Origin of the sequence: Streptomyces sp. NPDC002476 (genome assembly GCF_042889785.1) — a bacterium.
GTDB lineage: Bacteria > Actinomycetota > Actinomycetes > Streptomycetales > Streptomycetaceae > Streptomyces.
Genome location: NZ_JBIARH010000002.1, coordinates 307,329 through 330,922, shown reverse-complemented (window position 1 = coordinate 330,922; position 23,594 = coordinate 307,329). Strand labels below are relative to the sequence as shown.

The 23,594-nt window shown below is 72.7% G+C and carries 20 protein-coding genes and 1 pseudogene; 9 read left to right on the top strand and 12 right to left on the bottom strand.

All coding sequences use genetic code 11. From position 1 onward, the window contains the following. Positions 1 to 285: 285 nt before the first annotated feature. The 3 genes from ACFYXM_RS03340 to ACFYXM_RS03330 all read right to left on the bottom strand — a co-directional run bounded on the left by ACFYXM_RS03340 (position 286) and on the right by ACFYXM_RS03330 (position 3,705). Complete coding sequence (locus tag ACFYXM_RS03340; RefSeq protein ID WP_389286377.1) at positions 286 to 723, bottom strand: sortase-dependent protein; 438 nt, start codon at positions 721 to 723, stop codon at positions 286 to 288. Between the two features lie 140 nt (positions 724 to 863). Continuing rightward, positions 864 to 3,005: a sensor histidine kinase gene (locus tag ACFYXM_RS03335; protein ID WP_389286375.1), complete on the bottom strand. Its 2,142-nt coding sequence runs from the start codon at positions 3,003 to 3,005 to the stop codon at positions 864 to 866. After that, a complete protein-coding gene (locus ACFYXM_RS03330) occupies positions 2,989 to 3,705 on the bottom strand; it encodes a response regulator transcription factor (RefSeq protein WP_389286569.1) in 717 nt (238 codons plus the stop codon). The genes ACFYXM_RS03335 and ACFYXM_RS03330 overlap by 17 nt, the downstream gene beginning before the upstream one ends. Before the next feature lie 301 nt (positions 3,706 to 4,006). On the opposite strand from ACFYXM_RS03330, the gene ACFYXM_RS03325 reads away from it, so the two are divergent. Next, positions 4,007 to 5,320, top strand: coding sequence for a cytochrome P450 (locus tag ACFYXM_RS03325; protein WP_389286374.1), 1,314 nt, complete (start codon positions 4,007 to 4,009; stop codon positions 5,318 to 5,320). Beyond that, positions 5,317 to 6,579 carry a cytochrome P450 gene (locus ACFYXM_RS03320; protein WP_389286372.1) on the top strand — a complete coding sequence of 421 codons (1,263 nt, stop codon included), beginning with the start codon at positions 5,317 to 5,319 and terminating at the stop codon, positions 6,577 to 6,579. Before ACFYXM_RS03325 ends, ACFYXM_RS03320 begins: the two co-directional genes overlap by 4 nt. 122 nt (positions 6,580 to 6,701) lie before the next feature. On the opposite strand, the gene ACFYXM_RS03315 is transcribed toward ACFYXM_RS03320, so the two are convergent. From ACFYXM_RS03315 to xylB, 5 genes are all read right to left on the bottom strand, one after another. Beyond that, positions 6,702 to 7,238 (bottom strand): DUF4232 domain-containing protein, encoded by a 537-nt coding sequence (locus ACFYXM_RS03315; protein WP_389286371.1) that lies wholly within the window; start codon positions 7,236 to 7,238, stop codon positions 6,702 to 6,704. A 158-nt stretch (positions 7,239 to 7,396) separates the two neighbouring features. After that, entirely contained in the window at positions 7,397 to 8,764 is a 1,368-nt protein-coding gene (locus ACFYXM_RS03310; protein ID WP_389286370.1) for a cytochrome P450, read from the bottom strand. A gap of 353 nt (positions 8,765 to 9,117) precedes the next feature. Beyond that, a complete protein-coding gene (locus ACFYXM_RS03305; protein WP_389286368.1) occupies positions 9,118 to 9,966 on the bottom strand; it encodes a hypothetical protein in 849 nt (282 codons plus the stop codon). Beyond that, the gene (locus tag ACFYXM_RS03300; protein WP_389286366.1) at positions 9,966 to 11,243 is read right to left on the bottom strand and encodes a VWA domain-containing protein; all 1,278 of its coding nucleotides are present in this window, start codon (positions 11,241 to 11,243) and stop codon (positions 9,966 to 9,968) included. The genes ACFYXM_RS03305 and ACFYXM_RS03300 overlap by 1 nt, the downstream gene beginning before the upstream one ends. Positions 11,244 to 11,464: 221 nt before the next feature. Beyond that, positions 11,465 to 12,955, bottom strand: coding sequence for a xylulokinase (gene xylB / locus ACFYXM_RS03295; protein WP_389286364.1), 1,491 nt, complete (start codon positions 12,953 to 12,955; stop codon positions 11,465 to 11,467). A 306-nt stretch (positions 12,956 to 13,261) separates the two neighbouring features. Here xylB and xylA point away from each other — a divergent pair, with 306 nt between their 5' ends. Next, positions 13,262 to 14,434: a xylose isomerase gene (gene xylA, locus ACFYXM_RS03290; protein WP_389286363.1), complete on the top strand. Its 1,173-nt coding sequence runs from the start codon at positions 13,262 to 13,264 to the stop codon at positions 14,432 to 14,434. 80 nt (positions 14,435 to 14,514) lie between these two features. On the opposite strand, the pseudogene ACFYXM_RS03285 reads toward xylA, so the two are convergent. From ACFYXM_RS03285 to ACFYXM_RS03275, 3 genes and pseudogenes are all read right to left on the bottom strand, one after another. Further along, positions 14,515 to 14,703, bottom strand: a pseudogene (locus ACFYXM_RS03285) (transcriptional regulator); the annotation flags it as partial. Positions 14,704 to 14,827: 124 nt separating this feature from the next. Further along, positions 14,828 to 16,204, bottom strand: a complete 1,377-nt coding sequence (gene pcaB / locus ACFYXM_RS03280) for a 3-carboxy-cis,cis-muconate cycloisomerase (protein WP_389286361.1) — start codon at positions 16,202 to 16,204, stop codon at positions 14,828 to 14,830. Between the two features lie 157 nt (positions 16,205 to 16,361). Then, the gene (locus ACFYXM_RS03275; RefSeq protein ID WP_389286360.1) at positions 16,362 to 16,640 is read right to left on the bottom strand and encodes a VOC family protein; all 279 of its coding nucleotides are present in this window, start codon (positions 16,638 to 16,640) and stop codon (positions 16,362 to 16,364) included. Between the two features lie 108 nt (positions 16,641 to 16,748). Between ACFYXM_RS03275 and ACFYXM_RS03270 the strand changes: the two genes are divergently transcribed. Beyond that, positions 16,749 to 18,458, top strand: coding sequence for an FUSC family protein (locus ACFYXM_RS03270; protein WP_389286358.1), 1,710 nt, complete (start codon positions 16,749 to 16,751; stop codon positions 18,456 to 18,458). Then, positions 18,455 to 18,961: a MarR family winged helix-turn-helix transcriptional regulator gene (locus ACFYXM_RS03265; RefSeq protein ID WP_389286356.1), complete on the top strand. Its 507-nt coding sequence runs from the start codon at positions 18,455 to 18,457 to the stop codon at positions 18,959 to 18,961. The genes ACFYXM_RS03270 and ACFYXM_RS03265 overlap by 4 nt, the downstream gene beginning before the upstream one ends. 78 nt (positions 18,962 to 19,039) lie before the next feature. Here ACFYXM_RS03265 and ACFYXM_RS03260 read toward each other — a convergent pair whose 3' ends face one another. After that, a complete protein-coding gene (locus tag ACFYXM_RS03260; RefSeq protein WP_389286354.1) occupies positions 19,040 to 19,795 on the bottom strand; it encodes an IclR family transcriptional regulator in 756 nt (251 codons plus the stop codon). Between the two features lie 750 nt (positions 19,796 to 20,545). Here ACFYXM_RS03260 and ACFYXM_RS03255 point away from each other — a divergent pair. From ACFYXM_RS03255 to ACFYXM_RS03240, 4 genes are read left to right on the top strand one after another with little or no spacing between them, the layout of a single operon-like run. Beyond that, positions 20,546 to 22,177, top strand: coding sequence for a sensor histidine kinase (locus tag ACFYXM_RS03255; RefSeq protein WP_389286353.1), 1,632 nt, complete (start codon positions 20,546 to 20,548; stop codon positions 22,175 to 22,177). After that, complete coding sequence (locus tag ACFYXM_RS03250) at positions 22,174 to 22,581, top strand: roadblock/LC7 domain-containing protein (RefSeq protein ID WP_073781436.1); 408 nt, start codon at positions 22,174 to 22,176, stop codon at positions 22,579 to 22,581. Before ACFYXM_RS03255 ends, ACFYXM_RS03250 begins: the two co-directional genes overlap by 4 nt. Next, positions 22,578 to 22,949 carry a DUF742 domain-containing protein gene (locus tag ACFYXM_RS03245; protein WP_360110847.1) on the top strand — a complete coding sequence of 124 codons (372 nt, stop codon included), beginning with the start codon at positions 22,578 to 22,580 and terminating at the stop codon, positions 22,947 to 22,949. Before ACFYXM_RS03250 ends, ACFYXM_RS03245 begins: the two co-directional genes overlap by 4 nt. After that, a complete protein-coding gene (locus tag ACFYXM_RS03240) occupies positions 22,930 to 23,544 on the top strand; it encodes an ATP/GTP-binding protein (RefSeq protein WP_389286351.1) in 615 nt (204 codons plus the stop codon). Before ACFYXM_RS03245 ends, ACFYXM_RS03240 begins: the two co-directional genes overlap by 20 nt. Positions 23,545 to 23,594: the final 50 nt, after the last annotated feature.

Genomic DNA, 23,594 nt, shown 5'->3' with positions numbered 1-23,594 from the left:
CTGCTGGCCGGGCCGCCCCGCCCCGCGGCCCCCCTCGTGGGGGGGGGGGGGGGGGGTGGGGGGGGGGGGGGGGGGGGGGGGCCCCCCCCCGGCCCCGGGGGGGGCCCCGCCACCGGATGCGTGGACCGGGGCGGCGCCAGAGCGTTTGGCGGTCGTCGTGCGCGGTCGTACGCCCCGCGCGGTGGCTGCCGTACGCGACGACCACCTCGACGGTTCGTACCGGACCGACGGGGTGCCTATTGCCCCGACGGTCCGGGACCGCCGTGTGCCGGTCCGCTCAGTGGATCAGCGGCCCGGCTGTGCGGCGGCGCGGCGGCGCAGTACGAACGTGCCCGCTCCCGCCACCAGAAGGGCGGCCGCGGCCGACCCGGCGAGGACGGTGGTGTTGTGGTCGGAGGCGGCGACCGGCCGCTCGCCCGCGGCTACCCCGCCCCGAGGCACGGTACCGCGGGGCGCCGGTGAGGACTCCCCGAGGTTGATCTTGCGGACGGGCTCGGAGCGGTCCTTGATGACGACGGGGTTCGGTGAGGACTCCCCGAGGTTGATCTTGCGGACGTGCTTGGAGCGGTCCTTGATGACGACGGGGTTCTCGGGCGTGCCCTTCCTGGTGGTCGAGGCCACGGGCGCCGGAGAGTCGGCGAAGGCGGCGGTGGACGGGACGAGTACCGCGCCGGCCGCGACGGCGGCGAGGACGGCGGTACGCAGGGTCGAGCGATGGCGCATGCAGTGGACTCCATTCCGGATCGGCCCCGGCGGTGTCGGGTGCGGGTCCGCACCCGACACCGGGGCATGACGACAGGCTGGCGTGGAGTTGTGAGGAAGATGTCAGACCGGTGTGGTCATCGCATCAGCTCCGCATCGCATCAGGTCCGCCGCGCGTCGTCCCGCTCGCCGGGTTCCCCTGCGACCGTGCCGGGCCGACGCCTGCCGTCCGTCCTTCCCTCCGGCCCCCGCCCCGGCCCCGTACCGGCGTCCGGGGCCGCGTCCATGCTCCCGTCCGCGTGATCGTCTGTGCCCGACGTATTCGCGTCCGCGCCCGTGCGATCGGCCGGCAGGCGCAGCGTGAACACGGAGCCCTGCCCCTCGACGCTGCTCGCGTCCACCGATCCGCCGTGCGCCTCGACGAGCTTCCGTACGATCGCCAGGCCCAGCCCACTGCCACCGGTGCGGCGGTTGCGGGACTTCTCGGCGCGCCAGAAACGGTCGAAGACATGCGGCAGATCAACAGCAGCGATGCCGCTGCCCGTGTCGGCGACGCCCACCACCACATGGTCCACGGACTCGGACATGTACGCGTGCAGGGTCACCCGCCCTCCCGCCGGGGTGTGCCGCACCGCGTTGGAGACCAGGTTGCCGATGGCCTGCCGGAGTCGGACCGGATCGGCCGTCATCCCGGGGAGGGGGACGGGGACGGGGGCTGGGACGGTGGCGTCCGCGGCCGTGCCGCGGACCGTCAGCACGACACCGGCGGTCTCGGCCCGGCCCTGATGGGCCACGGCGACCTGTTCCAGCACGTCCTCGATGCGCACCGGCTCGGGGTGCAGCCGCAGCACGCCCGCGTCGGCGGCGGCCAGGTCCTGGAGGTCGTCGATGATGTGCTGCAACTGCACGGCCTCGGTGTGGAGCGAGGCGATGAACGCCGGGTCGGGCTCCGCCAGACCGTCCTGCGCCGCCTCCAGCCAGCCCCGGATGTTGCTCAGCGGGGTGCGCAGTTCATGGGCGATGTCGCTGACCATGTCCTTGCGTTGTTCCTCCAGGCGGGCACGGTGGGCGGACATGTCGTTGAACGCCGCGGCGAGCCGCCCGATCTCGCTGTCGTCGGTGACCCGCACGGGCGCGGACTCCTCCCCCTCGCGCATCCGCTGCGCGGCGCCGGTGAGGGCCCGCAGCGGGCGCACGAGCCGGGCCCCGGCGAGCATCGTGGCGCCGACGGTGAGCGCCAGGACGAGCGCGGCGGCGCCCGCGATCTTCGCCGTGTTCGCCGGCGAAAGGTCGAAGCCGGGCACGGTCGCGTCGTTCTCGTCGCCGATGAACAGCATCGCGGGCGAGGCGACATGGGAACTGAGCTGCTCGCGACGGGCCGTGCCCACACAGGAGGCCGTGGCGCGGTCGTCGTCGCCGGTACGCACGCCCGGCACGGGGGCGGCCGTCGTGTCAGGGTTCAGGATGATCAGCGCCGGTTGGGACGGCTGCGCCCACGTCAGGTCCAGGTTGAGGCGCACGCCTTCACGGCCCTGCCGTTTCAGGCAGGCGTCGGCGAGCCGGTTGAGCGCCGACAGCGCCTTCCGCTCGGTCGCGGTCGGCCGGTCCAGTTCCTCGGACGCGCACCGTGTGCCTTGGGCCTCCTCCGAGTCGTTGCCGACCACCTCCACGCGCGGACGTCCGCTGGGTCCGCGGACCACGTCCGCAGCGACCCCGAGCCGGCTCAGGCAGGCCGTGCTGCGCTCGGCGGCCCGCTGCAGAACAGTGCGTTCGGACGCGGGCAGCCGGAACGGGCCGACCGCGCGCGGGTCGACCCGGTCGGCAGCGCTGCCCGCCTCGCCCACCGGCTGGGACAGGGCCGTGTCCACGGACAGCGGGTCGACGACCGCCGACGCCTGGGGCGGCAGCGCGGTCCGGGACGGCGCCGGGGCGGAGTCTGCGAGGAGCCCGCGCTGTTCCGTCGTGAGCGCGATCCGCCGGCCGGACTGCCGTGCCAGGTCGCGTACGGTGGCGTCGACGCCGTCCCAGGTGGGATGGGTGGCCGCGTACCCGAGAAGGGAGTTGTAGATCCTGGCGTCGGCGGTGAGGTTGCGCCCCTGCTCCTGCTTGATGGCGCCCGACGTGGTCTGCACGGCGAGCCACGCGGTCGCGGCCACCGAACAGGCCGCCACCAGCGCCGACACGGCCAGCAGCCGGCCGAACAGGCTCTTGCGGAGCGGCAGCCGGTCCGGCCGGCCGGGACCCCGGGCCGTTTCCGGGCGACGGACGCGCGCGCCGCGCCCCGGGTCACGACGACGGCGCACGGGAAGCGCTCCTCGCCGGGTCGGTCAGCTTGTAGCCCACCCCGAAGACCGTGAGCAGCCGGGCCGGCCTGCGCGGTACGGGCTCGATCTTCTTCCTCAGGTTCATGATGTGCACATCGACGGTCCGGAAGCTGATGTACCGGTCGAAGCCGTGCAGTTCCTCCAGGAGCCGCTGCCGGGAGAAGACCCGTTCCGGCTCGGCCGCCATGGCCGCGAGGATCCTGAACTCGCCACGGGTGCACTCCACGGACCGCCCCTGCACCGACACCTCGTGCCGGACCGGATCGACCGTCAGCGCTCCCACCCGCAGCACCTGGTCCGCGGCGGTGTCGACGGCCGCCGCCCCGCGCCGGCTGCGCCGCAGCAGGGTCCGCACCCGCGCCATCAGTTCGCGCGGGCTGTAGGGCTTCGTCATGTAGTCGTCCGCGCCGAGGTCCAGCCCCAGCAGGAGGTCGTCCTCGGTGCTGCGGGCCGTCAGCATCAGCACCGGCACTTCCCGGTGCTCGGCGCGCAGTACGCGCACCACGTCCAGGCCGTCCGCCCGCGGCATCATCACGTCGAGCAGCAGCAGATCGGGTTCCCGGTGCCGGACCTCGGCGAGGGCGGCGAGACCGTCCGCGACGACCCGGACCGAGTGCCCCTCGTGTTCGAGATAGCGGCGTATGAGCTCCGCCTGCTTCTCGTCGTCCTCGGCGACCATGACGTTTGCGCACACGCGGACGATCGTAGACGAGTCCCGACGGCCTTCCGCGGGGCTCTCGTCCCGTACGGGCCACTGTTCCCTGTTCGCTGCACGACTGCCCGACGGTCCGCGTCCGGTCGGGACCGCCTGGTGCCTTTTCGGTCAGCGATCAGTCAATATCGGTCTCCGGCGATTGTTCATGTAGTGACAACAGTCGTGATCGACGCCGAAAGGATCACTGAATCTCCCTATAGTGAAGCCGCGTTGATCAGCCGACCACCGCAACGAGCGCAGCCCTCGTCACAGGAGAGTCCGTACGATGACGACGCCCGCATCCGCCGTGCCCGACCGTCCGACCGAGGCCGCGGCGCCCCCCAAAGGCGGCTGCCCGGCGCGCGCCGCTTCGCCGGCCGTCCCGCTCGGCGGGCCCGACTTCCACACCGATCCCCGGGTCCTGTACCGCACCATGCGGAACGAACACGGACCGGTGGTCCCCGTGGAGCTGCCCGGGGGATTCCCCGCCTGGCTGGTCATCGGGTACCGGGAACTCCACCAGGTCACCAGCGACGGCGAGTTGTTCCCGAGGGACGTCGGGCTGTGGAACCAGTGGGAGCGCGTCCCGGACGACTGGCCGCTGTTACCCATGGTCGGCCGGCCGATGCCGTCGGTGTACTTCACGGCCGGGGCCGAGCACCGTCGTCACGCCCTCATGGTCGGACACGTCCTGGAGGAGGTCGAGCAGTTCCGGCTCCGCGCGGACTGCGAGGAACTGGCCGACCGGATCATCGACGGCTTCTGCCACCGGGGGACGGCGGACCTGATCAGCGAGTTCGCCGTGCCGCTTCCCGTGCTCGTCCTCGCCCGTCTGGTCGGCTTCCCCGACGCCGACGGCCCGCGGATCGCCGAGGTGCTGCGCGATCTCGCGGACGGCGGCCCCGGCGCCCAGGAGGCCCATCTGCGGTTCGGCGAGCACATGCGGCGACTGCTGGAGGCACGGCGGGCCGCACCCGGACCCGACGTGACGTCCCGGATGCTGGCGTACGGGGGTGACTTCACCGACGAGGAGTACGTGCTCGACCTGATGGCCATCACGGCCGCCGGGCACCTCACCACCGCCGACTGGATCGGCAACTCGCTGCGGCTGATGCTCACCGACGACCAGTTCGCCGTGGTGCTCACCGGCGGACGGCACAGCGTCGCCGAGGCCATGAACGAGGTGCTGTGGGAGGAGTGCCCGACACAGATCCTCGCCGGCCGCTGGGCGTCCCGCGACACCTGGCTGGGCGGCCGGAACATCCGGGCCGGGGACATGGTGCTGCTCGGCCTGGGCGCCGCCAACTCCGATCCGCACATCCGTCAGCACCTCCCGACCGCGGCCGGACCGTCGGGCCGGCGTGGCAACAGCGCGCATCTGGCGTTCAGCCACGGCGAATACCGATGCCCCTTCCCCGCCCAGGAGATCGCGGAGACCATCGCCCGTACCGGCATCGAGGTGCTGCTCGACCGCCTGCCCGATCTGGCGCTGTCCGTCCCGGAGCGGGAACTCGTCCGGCGGCGGTCCGCCTTCCTGCGTGGCATGACCGCGCTGCCCGTCCGGTTCACCGCCGTACGCCCGACAGGAGACCTCGCGTGAGCTGTCCGTACACCGCCGCCCATGGAGCCGCTTCGAGCGACGGGGCCGTCGTCATCGACCCGTTGGTCCAGGACCTCGACGGCGAGACGGCGCGGCTGCGCGCCGCCGGGCCGCTCGCCCGCATCGAGCTGCTCGGTGTGCCGGCCTGGACCGTCACCCGGCACGGCCTGGCACGTCAACTGCTCGTCGACCCGCGCCTGGTGAAGGACATCGGCGCCTGGGGGCTCTGGCGCAGCGGAGCCGTCACCCGCGCCTGGCCGCTGATCGGCATGATCGACGCCGGACGCTCCATGTTCACCGTGGACGGGGCCGAACACCGACGACTGCGTGCCAAGACCTCCCAGGCGCTCACGCCGCGTCGGCTGGAGGAGATACGTCCGTGGATCGAGCGGTTCACCGAGGAACTGCTCGACTCCCTGGCCGAGCACGCCGAACGGAGCGCGGACGGTGTCGTCGACCTCAAGGCCGTGTACGCGCAGCCGTTGCCGATGCGGGTGGTCGGCATGCTGATGGGGGTGGACGAATCCGAGCACCCCATGCTGCTGCGACGGTACAAGGCGTTCTTCTCCATGCTCACACCGCACGAGGAACGCCTGGCGCTGCTGGCCGAGTTGGACGAGTTCTACGCCGCCCTCGTGCGGGAGCGGACCGCCCGTCCCACCGACGATCTCACCAGTGCGCTGATCCTCGCCGACGAGGGAGGGGAGCGGCTCACCGAGGAGGAGGTGATCGGCAACCTCAAGGCGATGGTGGCCGCCGGGCACGAGACCACCATCGGGCTGATCCTGAACTCCGTACGTGCGCTGCTCACCCACCCCGACCAGCTCCGGAGGGTCCTCGACGGCGAGATCGCGTGGGAGACGGTGATCGAGGAGACGCTGCGCTGGGACACCCCGACCACCCACCTCCTGATGCGGTTCGCCACCGAGGACATCCCGGTGGGCGACATGGTGATCGCGAAGGGCGAGGGCGTGGTCGTCTCGTACCGTGCCGTCGGCCGCGACATCGAGCAGCACGGGCCGGACGCCGACGACTTCGACGTCACCCGGCCGACCCCGACCCGTCACATGGCCTTCGGACACGGTCCCCACATCTGTCCGGGGGCGGCACTCTCCCGGGTGGAGGCGGGCATCGCGCTGCCCGCGCTGTTCGCGCGCTTCCCCGGGCTGAGGGCGGCCGTCCCGGACCACGAGATCCGCAAGCTGCCGGTGATGACGCAGAACGACATGGAGGCGTTCCCGGTCCTGCCGCACGGCTGAAACGGGCCGAAGGCGGAGGACGGCACGGGCCGGGAGGAGTGCGGGGCCGCCCCCGTACGCCGGTCCGCCCCCGTACGCCGGTGCGTCGCCGTCCGCCGGGCGGGAGGGGCCGCCGCCGTACGTCAGTCCGTCGCGTCCGCCAGGGCCTGGTCGGCCGCGGCGCGCGACCGCTGCCACAGCGTGGTCACCGGCTCCCACACGTGGATCCCGTCGGGCATGCCCACCACGGGCGCGGAGAACGTGACGCCCCGGTGGGAGGGGTCGGCCGCCACGGACAGGCTCCTGACGACGTGCCCCTCCACGGCCTTCGGGTCCGCCGTGCGCATCGCCGCGTACGCCCGCTCGCCCCGGGCGAGCGTGTAGGGACCGCTCTGCGAGGGCGGAACGGGCTGGGCGGAACCGTCCAGGCCCCTGAACGTGACCGTCGGGATCCGGTCCACCACGCAGGTCCGCTCGCCGCGGTTGACGACGTCGAGCCGGACGGCGTTCTGGTGGCCGCCCGGGTCGGCCCGCACTTCGAGGTCCTTCTCCGGGCAGACGGCCTGCCGGTTCGTGACGCTGCCCGGTGCGGTGGCGGCCGTGGCCGGTGCCGCAGTGGCCGTCGACGCCAGGGCGGCACCGACGGCGAGGGCGGAAACGAGGGCGGAGCGGAGACGCATGGTGTTTCTCCCGTGGGATCGGTGGCCTGCGGATACGGCCGGGGGGTCCGGCGGCCTGCGCGGTCGCCAGGGCCAGTGTGGCCGGTGCCGCCCGGCGTCCGCGACAGAACGGGGGCAAGTGGCCTCGACGGATCCGTGCCGGGGCGGGCCGGTGGTTCTCAGCGCGTGCGGACCGTGGCCATCACCTCGCGGTCCGGCTGCAGGGTCAGCGACGGCACGGGGTTGATGACGCCGGGATCCACCTCCAGGTGGAAGCGGCGTGCCAGCACGGCCAGGACCAGCACCGCCTCGACCATCGCGAACCGTGTGCCCAGGCAGACCCGCGGGCCTCCGCCGAACGGGAACCAGGCGTACTCCGCGATGTCGTCACCGCTCTCCGGGTCCCAGCGCTCGGGTCGGAACTCCTCAGGCTCGGGGAACCAGCGCGCGTCGCGGTGGGTGGCCCATTGGCTGGTCCACACCCGGGTGCCCTGCGGAATCGGTACGCCGCCGATCCTCGCCCCCGCCTTGGCGACGCCCGTGACCAGCCAGATCGTCGGGTAGAGACGCAGGGTCTCCTTGACGACCGATCGGGTGTACGTCAGTCGGGCGTAGTCGTCGAACTCCGGCTCCCGGCCGTCGAGCACCCGGTCCAGCTCCTCGGCCAGCGCGGCACGCGCCCGCGGATTGCGGGACAGCAGGTACCAGGCCCACACCAGGGTCGAACTGGTCGTCTCGTGCCCTCCGATGTAGAGCGTGACCGTCTCGTCGCGCACCTCCCGGTCCGTGAGGTGCGCTCCGGTCTCGTCGACCGCCGTCAGCAGCCGGCTGAGCAGGTCGGGACGGTCGCCCCCGCCGTCGCGGTGGCGGGCGACGACCCGGCCCACCTCGGCGTCGATGACCGCGGCGGCCTTCCTGATCCTCGCCCGGCCCGGCGTCGGCACCCAGTCGGGCAGCAGCGCGCCGATTCCGGCGAACTCCCTGCCGATCTCCTGCTGGGCCACGTCCATCGCCCGGCCCATCGCTTCGGCGTCGGCCGCGGTGTCGACACCGAAGATCGTGCGGACCGCGATCCGCTGTGTGAGCGCCGCCATCTCGCGCTTGATGTCGACGCGTTGACCGTCGGACCAGGCGTCGGCCACTTCCACCGTGCTGCCCGCCATCGTCGCCGCGTACGCACGCACCTGCTTGGGGCGCACGGAAGGCTGGACCAGCGAGCGCTTGCGCCGCCAGTCGGCGCCCCGGGCGACCACCACTCCGTTGCCCATCACGGTGCGGAACGCGATGCCGAGCGCGGGCTGGTCGAAGGAGCGTTCCGTCTCGGTCAGCAGTTCGCCGATGCACGCCGGATCGGCGATGTACAGACTGGGGTTGGGGCCGAACCGCCAGGCGACCATGGATCCGTGGCCGCGCAGCCGCTCGAAGAAGGCGAGCGGGTCCTTGCTGAACTGCGACAGGTTTCCGAGGAACGGCAGCCCCTTCGGGCCGGGTGCGATCGTGTGGCCCCGTGGTTCGGTGCCGACGGCCGGGCCGGTCTCCGTGGACATGAAGGTCTCCGCTCCCTCGTTCCGCTCCGTGTGACGCACCTCGACGGGTGCGCGACGGCATGACGTCAGGATTACCGCACGACACGCTTCTCGTCATCTTCCTTGGAAGGAAAGGGAGTTGTCGATGCCGAGCCGTGATCCGTGATCCGTGATCCGTGAGCTGGGTGCCGTGGGCGGGGTGAGCGGCGCCCGGGCATGGGAAGCGGCGCCGATGCGGGCGCCGCCGGGCGGGAGCGGTTCTCGGTCCCGCCCGGCGGGCCCCGGGCCCGGGGTGATGCCGGGGGTACGGTCCGGTCGGCCCGGACGTGGGCCCGGCCGGTGGCACGGCTCGGTTCCCCCGGTGCGACGCCGTGTCAGACGCCCGGCGGGACCCGGGACGGGCGGCCGGCGCCGCGGGTGAGGGAGTAACCGAAGACGGCGGCGAGCGCTCCCAGGACACCGCCGCCGACGGTCCACAGCCAGCGGTTGGTCCACCAGCCGGAGGCCCAGCCGTCCTCGGGCTCGCTGCCGAGCGAGACGCGGGACTGTCCGTCGTCGCCGTCGGTGGCCGAGGAGTCCGACACCTGCTCGACGGAGGACGCGCCGGGGACCAGCGGTTCGGCCAGCATGCCGTCCACGTCCGCCGCGCCGCCCCGGTCGACCGAGCCGGCCTCGACCTCGGCCCGGATCGGGAGACCCAGGTCCGCCGAGGGCAGGTCGACGACCGTGAGGCGTACGTAATAGCTGCCCGGCAACGGGTCGTTGGCCCACGGCTCGGACCAGGCGCGAACGGTCCGCAGCACGCAGGTCAGTTCGACCGACGACGCGTCGGCCGCCGCCTTCCCGGTCTGACGGCCGTACATGCACGCCTGGCGGCGCCGCAGCCCGTCGTACACGTCCACCTGCCAGGTCGACGTGCCGTGCCGGGCGGCACTCTCCGGCAGGGTGATCTTCGCCTTCACCGTGGCCCGCTGTCCGGCGTCGGCGGGGAACACCCAGTACAGGTAGTCACCCGTGGATGCCTCGGCGGTGGCGCGCTGGTCCTGCTGGATCGCCGTCGCCGTGCGGAAAGTGGTGCCGGCCTCCGTGGGGCCGGGAGCGCCGTCCGGGGAACTCGGGCTCGGGTCCGCCGACGGGTCGTCGGCCGTGGCGGCCCCCGCGGATGTCAGCAGGGCGAGCCCGGTCAGCAGCGCACCCGCGAGTGCACGAGTCGTACGCCTCATCAGTTGGTCCTCCAGATGGCGATGCGCCAGCGCGAGAGCCAGCCCGTCAGCAGTCCCGCGACCAGTCCGGTGAGGACCAGGACGCCCAGCAGCCACCAGCCGTGGCCGAGACCGAACGCGGCGACGTCGGCCGCATCGTCAGGGGCGTCCACCAGGTCCACGGTCAGCTCGACCGGCATGCCCGGTTCGGTCTTCACCGAGGCCGGAACCGAGAAGGAGTTGCTGACCTGGAGGCACACGGTCTCCGCTGCGGGCTTGTCGCCGCTGTCCGTGTCGTCCTGCTCCGGCTTCGGGTAGCGCAGGCCGGAGGAGATCGCGTCGGTGCGGCCGGTGCCCGACTCCGAGCCCCGGACGATCTCCCGTCCGTGCACGGTCACCGCTCTCAGCAGCACGCCGTAGTCGTTGTTCACGGCACGGTCCGCCGAGACACTGACCGAGGCGCGCAGTTCCTGGCCGGGCAGGACGTCCACCCGGTACCAGCGGTGCTCGCCGATCTTCTCGCGGTCGGTGTACAGACCCGCCTTGAGCCGGGGCGCCCCGGAGCAGCTGTCCGCGCCCTCGGTCGCCACCGGGGTGACGACGGGTTCGGCCGCACGGTCCACCAACTGCTTGACGCGGCCGGACAGTTCATCGGTGTGCTGGACGGCGGTGTAGGTGCCGCCGGTGGCCTCGGCGATGCAGGTCAGCTGCTCGCGGATCTTCGCGTTCGGCACCAGGCCCAGGGTGTCGATGACCAGGTGGATGCCGCGTGCCGCGATGTCGCGCGCCACCTCGCACGGGTCCAGCGGACCGCAGGTGTCCTCGCCGTCCGTGATCAGTACGATCCGCCGGGTGGTGTCGCCGCCCTTGAGGTCGTCGGCGGCGCCCAGCAGGGCCGGGCCGATCGGGGTCCAGCCCGTGGGGGCCAGTGTGGCCACCGCGGTCTTCGCCTCGGTGCGGTCCAGCGGGCCGACCGGGTAGAGCTGCCTGGTGTCCTTGCAGCCGACCTTCCGGTCGTCGCCCGGGTAGTTGGCGCCGAGCGTCCGGATGCCCAGCTCGACCTGCTCGGGCACCGCGTCCAGGACCTCGTTGAACGCCTGCTTCGCCGCGGCCATGCGGGACTGGCCGTCGATGTCCCGGGTCCGCATCGAACCGCTGACGTCGAGTACCAGCTCGACCTTGGGGGGAGCCTTGGTCGGGGTCTCGTCGGCCGCGGCGGGGAGGGCCGAACCGAGCCCGGCGGTCAGGGTGGCGAGCAGGATGCCCACCCCGACCGTGAGCCTTCTTCTTATGATCATCGCCGGATACTATTGAAGATTGCTTCGCTTCCCCAAACCGGTACGGAGGCGGTGGAGGCTCCCTTCTTCCGTGCTTTCGGGGACGAGTGACACACGGTCAGTGGCCGTGCGACCTGCGGTGAACCGGTGGGCCGCACGCACTCGGTGACGGGTGACGGGTGACGGGTGACGGGTGGCCTGTCGGCAGGCACCCGCGGCCGTGTCCGCGATGCCGGCGGGGGCTACGAGGGAAGGGACCCGCCCAGGAGGGGGCGTGCCGCCCGCTCCAGGACCGACTCCACCCGCTCCCAGGTGGCCGAGTCCCGCCGGACGGCGGGCAGTCGGGCCCCGTCGCCCGCGCCCCAGGCGGTGGCGATCGCGACCGGGTCCTCGTCCGTCGCCGCAGCCGCGGCCAGCGCCGCCGCGCCCAGCGCCACCGGTTCGCCCGGGGCGGGAACGATCAACGGCCGCCCGGAGAGCCGTCGTACCGTCTCCACCCAGGTGCGTCCCCGGGCGCCGCCGCCGATCAGGCGCAGCGGCCGGGCGGCCACCTCGGGGGCGGCCGGGTCGAGGCCGCAGGCCCGCAGGAGTTCGTCCAGGGCGCGCAGCGCGGTGACGACCGCGCCCTCGTAGGCGGCCCCGAGGAGTTGGCCCGGGGTGGTGTCGTGCCGGAGCCCGGTGAGCAGTCCGGAGGCGGTGGGCAGGTCGGGGGTGCGCTCGCCGTCGAGATAGGGGAGCAGCACCGTCTCGCCGCCCGGCGTCGCGTCCTCACGGTCCAGGCCCAGCAGGACCGCGACCTTGTCGACGGCGAGCGTGCAGTTGAGGGTGCAGGCCAGCGGGAGGTACGTGCCGTCCGTCGCGGCGAACCCCGACAGCGCCTTCGACACCGGCCGCGACCGGGAGGCGGCGAAGACCGTGCCCGAGGTGCCGAGGCTGAGCACCGGGTGGTCCAGCAGCCCGGTGCCGCCGAGGCCGAGACCCACCGCGGCACCCATGTTGTCCCCGGTGCCCGCGGCCACGGCGATCTCGGCGGGCAGGCCCAGGGCGTCGGCCGCGTCGGCGGTCAGCGGGCCGATACGTGTCGCTCCGGTCCCGGCCACCTCCGGCAGCAACGCGGCTTCCAGGCCGATCAGTTGGAGAAGTCCGGAGTCGTACGCGCCGGTGGCGGTGGAGTACCAGCCGGTGCCCGAGGCGTCTCCCGGGTCGGTGGCGGCGATGCCCGTGAGGCGCTCGGTGAGGAAGTCATGGGGGAGGCGTACGGCGGCCGTCGCGTCGGCGGTGCGTGGCTCGTTCTCCCGCAGCCAGCGCCATTTCGAGGCGGTGACCGAGGCCACGGGGGCCGAGCCGGTCCGTAGCGCCCAGGCGTCGGGACCGCCCAGGGCCGCCGTGAGGGCGGCGGCCTGCGGGGCGGAGCGGGTGTCGTTCCAGAGCATCGCCGGACGCAGCGGACGCCCCGCCCGGTCGAGGACGACCAGCCCGTGCTGCTGTCCGCACACCGCGATGCCCGTCACGGCGGAGGCGGGCACACCGGACTCCGCCAGCCCTGCGGCGACGGCGTCGCGCAAGGCCCGCCACCACATCTCGGGGTCGCTCTCGCGGGCCCCGGCCTGGCCGGAGACCACGTGCGGTGCGCGGCCGACGGCGAGCGTTCGGCCGGTGTCCGCGTCGACGAGGACGGCCTTGGCCGACTGGGTGGAGCTGTCCACGCCGATGACGACGGCACGCGAAGGCACGGCCGGTCTCCTTCCTGTGCCCGCGCGGTGCACAGGAAGTGCCGCGGGGCGGTCGATTCGTGCCATGCGGCGAGTGACGCATGCGTCGGACATTTTCGACCGCGAGGAGAACAAAACAAAGAGCCGGGTCCGCGCCGGGCCGTGAACACCTCGCGGACTCGTGGAGAAGCGGGGGAATGCGACGGGGTTACGGCGCGGGGGCCGCAGGTGCATGATTGGTCATCCGCGTAGACAGATATCCGGGCGGCTCCCGGTATCCGCCCCGTCCCGGTTCCGGGACCCGACGGCACCGAAGGCGGCCAGACGATGACGACGGAACGCTTCACGCCCACTCCCGCGGACAGGTTCACCTTCGGCCTGTGGACGGTGGGCTGGCAGGGACGTGACCCCTTCGGCGACGCGACCCGCGCCGCGCTCGACCCGGTCGAATCCGTACGGCGCCTCGCGGAACTCGGTGCGTACGGTGTGACGTTCCACGACGACGATCTCATTCCGCCCGGTGCGACGGACGGCGAGCGCGAGAGGGTCGTGAAGCGGTTCCGGCAGGCGCTGGACGGGGCGGGGCTCGTCGTGCCCATGGCGACGACGAACCTCTTCACCCATCCGGTGTTCAAGGACGGCGCGTTCACTGCCAACGACCGGGACGTACGCCGCTACGCGCTGCGCAAGACCCTGCGCAACATCGATCTGGCCGTCGAACTCGGCGCCACCACCTATGTGGCCTGGGGAGGCCGCGAGGGCGCGGAATCCGGCGCGGCCAAGGACGTCCGGGTCGCCCTCGACCGCATGAAGGAAGCCTTCGACCTGCTCGGCGACCATGTGACCGAGCAGGGGTACGACCTGCGATTCGCCATCGAGCCCAAGCCGAACGAACCGCGCGGCGACATCCTGCTGCCGACCGTCGGACACGCCCTCGCCTTCATCGAGCGCCTCGAACGCCCGGAGCTGGTCGGCGTGAACCCGGAGACCGGGCACGAGCAGATGGCCGGGCTGAACTTCCCGCACGGCATCGCGCAGGCCCTCTGGGCGGGCAAGCTCTTCCACATCGACCTGAACGGGCAGTCCGGTATCAAGTACGACCAGGACCTGCGGTTCGGCGCGGGCGACCTGCGCCAGGCGTTCTGGCTCGTCGACCTGCTGGAGACGGCCGGCTACGAAGGCCCGCGGCACTTCGACTTCAAGCCGCCGCGGACCGAGGACCACGAGGGCGTCTGGGCCTCGGCCGCGGGCTGCATGCGCAACTACCTGATCCTCAGGGAACGCGCCGCCGCCTTCCGCGCCGACCCCGCCGTGCGGGAAGCGCTGCGCGCGTCGCGGCTCGACGAACTGGCCCGCCCGACCGCCGCCGACGGGCTGTCCGGCCTCCTGGCCGACCGGTCGGCGTTCGAGGAGTTCGACGTCGACGCGGCGGGGGAACGCGGCATGGCCTTCGAGGCACTGGACCAGCTGGCCATGGACCACCTGCTCGGCGTCCGCTGACCGGTCGTCGCCGCGGGCGGATCCTGCCTCGCGGTCGCGCGGGGCGCGTGCGAGGTGTGGCGACGCGCGCGCCGCGCCGGTCAGCCGGTGGTCCGGTCGCCGGCGTACGCCATCGGGTCGGCGAGCGCCCTCGCCGTCACCTGGGCCGCCGCGCCCCGCGCCGCGTCGCCCGCCACGGACGCGGCGCGCAGCCGCCCGTTCTCCGGGGACCAGAGCCCGGACACCACCCGGGCCGACAGCTCCTCGGCCACGGGCGGGGACAGCCGCGGCCCGACGGGGGACGGGCGACGTGCGTACGGATGGGAGCTCCCCGTGCGCCGAGCGCCGTATGCGCGCTTCCGGAGCGCCGGTGACCGGGACGTACGCCTCCCGCGTGTCAGGGACGGGCGGTGTTCACCCCCGGTCGAGCGCGCGGTCGGTGAGCGGGCCGGCGCAACCGGTGTACCGGGCGGGTTCCGTCAGCTCGGCCAGGTCGAGACCGGTGAGCTCCGGCTCCTCGTCCAGGACGTCGGTGAGGACATCGGCCAGATCCGTGGTCTCCGCGCGGGCCCGTGCGGCGGCGTTCACCAGCACCTCCCTGGCCCGCTCGCGGCCGATCCGGCCGGCGAACACGGCGGCCAGCCGCTCCGCGACGATCAGCCCGTCGGTGAGCTGGAGGTTCTCCCGCATGGCGTACGGGACGACGCGCAGGCCCTCGGCGAGTTCGGCGGCCCCGCGCGCGGCCCCGCCGACGAGCCTCAGCAGCTCGCGCAGCGGCTCCCACTCGGCGTGCCAGGCCCCGGCGGGCCGTTCGTCCCCGGCGGCCAGCGATCCGTACAGCGTCGCCGCGAGGCCCGGTGCGCGTCGGGCGGCCGCCGCGATCAGCGTGGCCCGTACGGGGTTCGCCTTGTGCGGCATCGTGGACGAGTCGCCGCCGTGTCCCTCGGCCACCTCACCGATCTCGGTGCGGGACAGGATGAGCACATCGGCGGCCATTTTGCCGAGGGCGCCCGCGGTGAAGGCGAGCGCGCCCGCCAGATCGGCGACCGGGGTGCGCAGGCTGTGCCACGGCAGCAGCGGTTCGGCCAGACCGAGCTCGCTCGCGAACGCCTGGAGCAGCGGCATGCCGGGGCCGTGGCCGTCGAGAACCGCGTCGCCCCCGTCCTCTCGCGGTGCGAGGACGTCGAACGCGGCCAGCGTTCCCGCCGCGCCACCGAGTTGTACGGGCAGCGATTCCCTTACGGCCGACAGCCGGTCCCGGGCGTCCAGGACCAGCGCGCGCCACCCCGCCGCCTTCAGCCCGAAGGTGATCGGCACGGCGTGCTGGGTGAGGGTACGGCCGGCCATCGGGGTGTTGCGGTGCGCGACGGCGAGCCGCGCCACCGCGTCCGCGGCCCGCGCCAGATCGTCGAGAAGCCCCGCCAGGGCCCGTGCGGCGACGAGCATGGCGGCCGTGTCCAGGATGTCCTGGCTGCCCGCACCCCGGTGCACGTACGGCCGGGCCTCCGGCTCGACCGCCGCGACCAGATCGGAGATCAGCGGGACGACCGGATTGCCGGCCGCGCGGGCACGCAGCGCCAGGTCCCGTACGTCGAAACGGCTCGCCTCGGCCGCGGCCGTCACCGCGCGCCCGGCCTCGACGGGCGCGAGCCCGCGGACGGCCTGGGCGCGGGTGAGGGCCGCCTCCGCGTCGAGCATCGCCTGCAGGAAGGCGCCGTCGCCGGTGGCCGCCTCGACGGGGGAGCCGGCCCTTCCGGGGGCGAGCAGTCCGGCATCGTTCTCGTACGTCAACTGAACTCCAGGAAGACCGTTCGTCACCGATGCGGCGCGCCGAAGCCGACCGGACGCCGATGGAGGAGTTTCCATCGGACACCGAAGGAGGAACCGGCGCGCGGCGATGGCGGCTTCGGACGGGAGACCGCCGGACCACGTCCCGCAGGGTGGGTGCTCAGCCCTCGTCGCCCGACCGGTGGATGCCGAAGACCGCGCCCTGCGGGTCACGGACCACCGCGATCCGCGGCCCCTCCGGAACGCTCGTGGGAGGCATCAGCAGCTCGCCGCCCGCGCCCTGGGCGGTGGCCGCCGCCGTGTCCACGTCCGTCACCCCGAAGTACGGCAGCCGGTTGGCCGAGCGGTAGGCGGCGAACGCGTCGTCCATGACCACCAGACCGCCGAAGTCCTTCCCGGCCAGGCTCCACCGCGGATTCTTCTCCGAAGCGCTGTTCACCGCCCGTCCGAGGACCTCCGGGCAGAAAGCCGGCGCCGGTTCGGCCTCACGGGTGACGAGTCGACGGGCGAGATGTTTTACAGGTGTAATACTTGCTAAAGTGTTTGGGTGAGTGATGCGACCATTCGATCCGCACGGCCTTCCACGCGCATGTTCTCGCTGGTGGCGCCGCTGCGCCTCGTCCGCCCCTCGGACATGTGGTTCAAACCGGCGACGAGCGTGGTCGTCGCCTCCGCGGTGCCGAACCTGACGCTGTTCGCCGTCGACCGACTGGACCTCGTGATGTACACGATGGCCGGTTCGCTCTGCGCGCTGTACGGGCACAACCTGCCGTACGCCCGCCGCGCCCGGGCGGTCGCGGGCGTCGTGCTCGCGATGGTCATCGGCATGGCGGTCTCCCTGGTCGCGGCCTCGCTCACCGGGTCCACCGCCGTGCTGATCGCGGTGGGCGCACTGCTCGCGGCCGTGCAGAAGATCCTCTGCGACGCCACCCGCATCGGTCCGCCCGGGCCGGTGATCTTCACCTTCGTCACGTCGGCCGCGCTCTTCGGGCCACAGCGACTCGGCCAGGTGCCCGGCCATCTCGCGCTGGTGCTGGCCGCGGGAATGGTCTCCTGGCTGGTGACGCTCGCGCCCGCGCTGATCCGCAAGGAGGGCCCGGAACGCCGGGCGACCGCCCGCGCCCTCGACGCCGCCGCGGCGTACGCCGACCACCCCGGCCACCGGACCCGGCACGCCGCTGTCGCCGCCGTGCACGGCGCCTGGCAGGCCCTTCTCGCCTCCGGACGCCCCACCTCCGCACGCCGGGCGCTCGAACGCCTTGTCGTCCACGCCGAGGCCGCCCTCGCAGGGGGACTCCCGGGAGGCGGCCCGGCCGCCCCCGCCGCACCCGGCCCCGACCGGCTCCGCGACTGGGCGCGCCGGACCCGGGGCCGTGGCCCGGTTCCCGTGCCGCCCCCGGCCCCCGGCACGTCCGAGGAGCTGTTCGGTATCGACGCCGAGCGGGCCGCCCGCCGCGCCGGAGGGCGCCGCGAGACCCGGCGCGCCCTGCTGCGCAGGCTCGCCCCGGGCTCGCCGCTGCTGCCCATCGGCGCCCGCGCGCTCGTGGGCTGTGCCCTGGCCGGATACGTCTCCCAGGCGGCCGGCGTCGGCCGCCCGTACTGGGCGATCGTCACCGCCGCCGCCCTCTACCAGGCCAATGTGTCGCTGTCCTGGAACCGCGCACTCCAGCGCACCCTCGGCAATCTGCTGGGCGTCCTCGTGTTCGCGGCCGTCCTGCCGCTCAGCCGGGTGTCGCCCCTCGCCCTGATCGGCTGCTGCCTGTTCTTCAGCTTCGCGGCGGAGGCCCTGATCACCCGCAACTACTGGCTGGGCTCCGTCGCCGTCACGCCGATGGCCCTGCTGGTCATGGAGTTCGGCGGAACGTACCCGGCCGGCGAACTGATCGGCGACCGGGTGCTCGACACCGCGATCGGCGCCGCCATGGGTCTGCTCGGAGCCATGGCGGTGACCAACCGCCGGGCCACCGGGCGCCTGGAGCAGGCCCTGGCCGACACGCACCGGGCCCGGGCCCACGCCGTCCACGCGCTCGCCGCCCCGCAGCCCACGCCCGCCGCCCTCGACGCCGCACGCCGCCGGCTCACCGGATCGCTCGTCGAGCTGCGCGAGGCCGACGACGCGGCGGCCGGCGAGTGGTGGCAGCGCGCACTGCCCCAGGAGCAGGTCCTCGCGGCCGAGCAGGCGGGACACCGTACGCTCGCGGCTACAGCGAAACGGCGGGGGCTGATCGCCCCGGCCCAGGAGAACGGAGCGGTGTGACCGACGACATCGTCGCCTCGGTGGTACGGCAGTGGCAGGCCGTCAACCCGGAGCTGGACACCGGACCCATGGAACTCATCGGCCGCATCAACCGCTGTGCGGCCCTGCTCCAGCAGGCGGAGGACGCCCCGCTGCGCGCCGCCGGACTGACCCGTGCCGAGTTCGACGTGCTCGGTGCCCTGCGCCGTACGGACCATGAGCTGACCCCCGGCGAGCTGGCCAGGGAGACGTTCTCCTCCGGTGCCGCCGTCACCAAGAGGCTGCGTGTCCTGCAGGAACGTGGACTGGTCGACCGGCGCGGCGACGAACGCGACCGCCGCGTCGCCCATGTCCGCCTGACCGAGGAGGGCTGCGTGCTCGTCGACCGGTTGCTGCCGCGGCAGTTGGAGTACGAGCGCTCGGTGCTCTCGGGTCTCGACGAGCAGTCCCGCGCCCGGCTCAGCGCCCAGCTCAGCGAGTTGCTGGTGCAGTTGGAAGGACGCATCGGCGGCGGCCGACGCTGAGGCCGGGAGCCGGGAGCCGGGAGCCGGGAGCCGGGAGCCGGGAAGAGGGCCGAGAGCCCGGTGCCTCGGCCGACGGCGTCAGGTCGCGTCCAGCAGTACGACGGACCGGCGCAGTTCCTCGGCCCGGCGCAGCAGGGCCCCGTCCTCGCCCCGGTCCGCGGGCCCCGACGCCACCAGCGCGAGCCGGTCCCGCCGGTTCGACCCGGCCAGCGGGACGGCCACGGTGTGCAGACCCGGAATCGACTCCCCGCGGCTGACGGCGTATCCACGGGAACGGACGAGGGCGAGTTCCGCGAGCAGCGCGGACCGCGTGGTGAGCGTCGCGGACGTGTATCCGGGCAACTCCTCCCCGGGGTACAGGGCTCGCACCTGTTCCTCCGTCAGCGACGAGAGCAGCAGCTTGCCGCCCGCGGTGGCGTGCGCGGGGCGGGTACGGCCCAGCTCCAGCGTCGCTCGTACCGGATGCGGCGACTCGCGCCCGTCCGTGACGATGATCTGGTCCCCGATCAGTGCCGCGCTCTGCACCGTCTCGCCGGTACGCCGGGCCGCGTCGTCCAGCACGGCCCCGAGCCGTCGCCGGGCCGCCGCGCCGAAACCGGCCGGGAGGCCGAGCCGGACCAGTTCGGGCCCGGCCGTGTAGCCGCGCCCCGAGGAGTCCCGTACCGCGAAACCGCGACCCTCCAGGGTGCTGAGCACCCGATGGGCGGTCGACCGGCCGACGGAGAGCAGCGCGGCCGCTTCCGAGACGGTCAGCCGGTCGTGGGCGAGGAACAGCTGTATGAGCCGTAGCCCGGTGTCCAGCGATTCGATCGTGTAGCGCCGTGTCCGCTCCATGGCGTATCCGCTCTCCTGTTCTGTTCTGTTCTGCTCTGTTCTGCTGTCCCGCGCCGTCCTGCGCCCGGATGCGGGTGCGGCGCGGCACACGTACTGCCTTCGTGTACGAGGCCGTCGACGGGTCCGGCTGGCCCATAGGGGTGAAGTTCGCGTTCCGTCGGGTGCTCGCGCCGCCCGGGTGCGCCCCGGTCGGGGCCGCGGTCGGTGGTGAGGACCGCGGCGGCCTGCGGGGTGTCGGCCGGGCCGGCCTGATGGCCGGTGCCCGACGGGGCCTCCGTCACGGCGCGACGCACTCTGCCGGGCTTCGCCGTTCAGTCATGAATGTGCATCTTTCGATCTGCTTCGATCACAAGTGTTCTTGTCCCGTTGGGAAGGACGGCAACGGGCCTTTCTGGCCGAATGGTTGATCCGTCATGGTGCCATGTTCCCTGTCAATCCGGCCTGTTTCGCCAGGATGCGGGATCCGCGTGGCATGCATCTGTCCTTCTGTGCGGTACGCAGGGCTCCGAAACGTATCGGTTTCGGCAACCCGTCACTCGGTGTGCACGTGCGGAGGCGCTGTGTAGGGAAACTTGTGAGTGTATTACCGCGCGAGCGTTCGCGCAGAGGGTTGGATGAATGTGCTGAGGCGCTGATTCGATCTGACTAAGCTCACGCGCAGCGCAGTCGAGTTGAGATGAATTCGAGTGCTTGTTCTCAACTGTCAGGGCTGGCGCCCATATCTCCCGAATCAACCGCCCGAGGTTCTAGATGGTCCGTGTCGAATCACCCCCGACCGAACGGGAAGCACCCGTCGTTCGAGCCGTGTTGCTGCCCGTGGTCCTGTGCGGTGGCGCGACCGCCGCCGCGGCGGCGCTGTTGTCCGGGGCCGCGCGGATACCAGTCGTCTGGTGCGGCGCGCTCGCCACCGTCCTGATCACCGTGCTCACCGTTCAACTCGCCCGGCGCGCACACGACATGCGCATCCAGCGCGCGGCGTACGAACGGCGCTTCGCCGACCTGGAGCGGCGCATCGCGGCCCATGACGACGAGACCGTACGGATCGGCAGGGAACTCCTGCCCGCCGCCATCCACCGGCTGCGCGTGGGCAATTCGCCCGAGGAGGTGCTCCGGGACGTCGTCGACGCGGACGAGCGCTACCACGATCTGCCCGACGCCCAGCGTTCCTTGGTCTACAAGGTGCTGAACATCATCGACGACGAAGAGGCGCTGCGCGACTCCGCGCAGCGTGCCTTCGTCAATGTCGCCCGCCGCGTCCAGGCGATCGTCCACCGTCAGGCGAGCGAACTGCGCGAGATGGAGGAGCACCACGGACGCAACCCCGACGTCTTCGACGACCTGCTCCGCATCGACCACGGCACCGCACTGATCGGCCGTCTCGCCGACTCCATCGCGGTGCTCGGCGGTGCCCGGCCCAGCCGTCAATGGCCCAAGCCCGTACCGCTGTTCAGCGTACTGCGCGGTGCCATGTCGCGGATCCTGGAGTACCCGCGGGTCGATCTGCACTCCATCGCGAAGGTCGCCATCATCGGCACCGCCGTCGAACCGCTGATCCACGCCTGTGCCGAACTCCTCGACAACGCCACCCGGTACTCGCCGCCGCAGACACGGGTCCACGTCACCGCCGTCGAGGTGCAGACCGGCATCGCCATCGAGATCGAGGACGGCGGAGTCTCGCTCAGCGAGGAGGCCCGCGCACGCGCCGAGAACATGCTCGCCAGGGCCCAGGCGGGCTCCAGCATGAACGACCTCGGCGAGTCCCCGCGGCTCGGCATGGCCGTCGTCGGCCGTCTCTCCCGGATGTACGACCTCCAGGTCTCGCTGCGGCAGTCCGCGTACGGCGGTGTCCGGGCGGTCCTCATCGTGCCCCGCGCCATGATCACCACCGGCCCGGCTCCCGGCATCGCCCACGGCATCGGCGCCACCTCGCGGCCCACCAGCGACATCGACCACGAGGCCATGAAGCACGTCGTACCGGCCCGGCGCAAGCCGCGCCCCGTGGCCCAGCGCCCGGCCACCGGTCCGGTCGGGCCCGCCACCCGACCAGCCATGCCCGCGGCCGCCATGGAGGACGACGTCCCCGTGGTCACCGAGTGGACCGCCGGCGGCCTCCCGCAACGCCGCAGCCGAGGCCGCGCCCCCCTGGGCTCGCACAACCTTCCCGCGCAACCCGTCGACCCCGCTCCGGCACAGCGCAACGGCCATGTCAACGGCCACGGGCACGGGCCCGGCCACGGCCACGGTCCGGGAGGCGACGGCAACCGGGAACAGCCGCCCGGGCTCTGGCTGGAGGCCTTCACCAACGCCGTCAACGGCGTGCCGCAGGAGCCGAAGACCGACGAAGACTCTGACGACGCCTGGGACAAGGGAGACCTGAAGTGATCCAGCAGCGGGGAAACATGGACTGGATGCTCAAGGAACTGGCCGACGACGTGCCGGACATCCACCAGATCGTGGTGCTGTCCGCCGACGGACTGCGCATCGCCCAGCACGGCGGCGACCCCGATGTCGCCGACCGCCTCGCGGCGGCCTGCGCCGGACTGCAGAGCCTGGCCGCCGCCGTCGCCACCGAGATCCCCTACAGCGACGGCATCATGCGCCTGGTCGTCATCGAGGTCACCGGCGGCTTCTTCTACATGATGGCGGCCGGAACCGGCGCCTACCTCGCGGTCCTGGCCGGTGAGACCGTCGACGCCGGACTCGTCGGGGCGCGGATGCGCGACATGGTCGTCAGGATCGGCGCCCATCTGACGAGCCCCCCTCGCCATGACAGGCAGGGCGGATGAACCCGCCCCGACGAGAACGCAGAACGGCCGATCCGGTTCTGAGCGATCCGGAACGGCTGTACGTGCTCACCGGCGATCCCGACGGAAGCGAGCGCGCCGCGCTCGACCTGGTGACGATGATCGTGGCGAAGGCCGAGCCGACGCCGACGGTCCAGCCGGAGCAGGCCGTGATCCTGCGGCTCTGCCAGGCCCCGTTATCCGTCGCCGAGATCTCGGCGTACCTGGCTCTGCCCTTCAGCGTGGTGACGTCGCTCCTCACGGAACTCCTCGTGGCCGACCTCATCGAATCGCGCGCACCCATCGTTCGCGCCACCCTCCCGGACAGGTCCCTTCTCGAAGCGGTGATGCATGGACTTCAGAAGCTCTGACACGATCGCCGGCCCCCGGCGCGAGGACGTCCTTCCCACCACGGCCACGGCCGCGGTGAAGGTCGTGATCGTCGGCGGGTTCGGGGTCGGCAAGACGACCATGGTCGGATCCGTCAGCGAGATCCGGCCGCTGACCACCGAAGAGACCATGACGCAGGCCGGGGTCGGCGTGGACGACAACTACGGGGTGGAGAGCAAGACCGCCACCACCGTCGCCATGGACTTCGGGCGGATCTCCATCAGTGAGGAACTGATCCTCTATCTGTTCGGAACCCCCGGCCAGGAACGGTTCTGGTTCCTGTGGAACGGCCTGTTCGAAGGCGCCCTCGGCGCGGTGGTCCTCATCGACACCCGCCGCCTCGAGGTCAGCTTCGACGTCATCGGCCGACTGGAGGAGCGCGGAGTGCCGTTCGTCGTCGCCATCAACACCTTCCCCGACGCCCCGAAGCATCCCGTCGAGGCGCTGCGCAGCGCCCTGGACCTGCCCGAAGAGGTCCCGATGATCGACTGCGACGCCCGGCTGCGCGGCTCCAGCCGCGACGTGCTGATGACCTTGATGCGTTACCTGCACAGCCTGGCACTCCCGGTCGCCTGACCGCACCGCACCCCCACCACACACCCCCCCGCGCGTCCCATCCGTCCGGA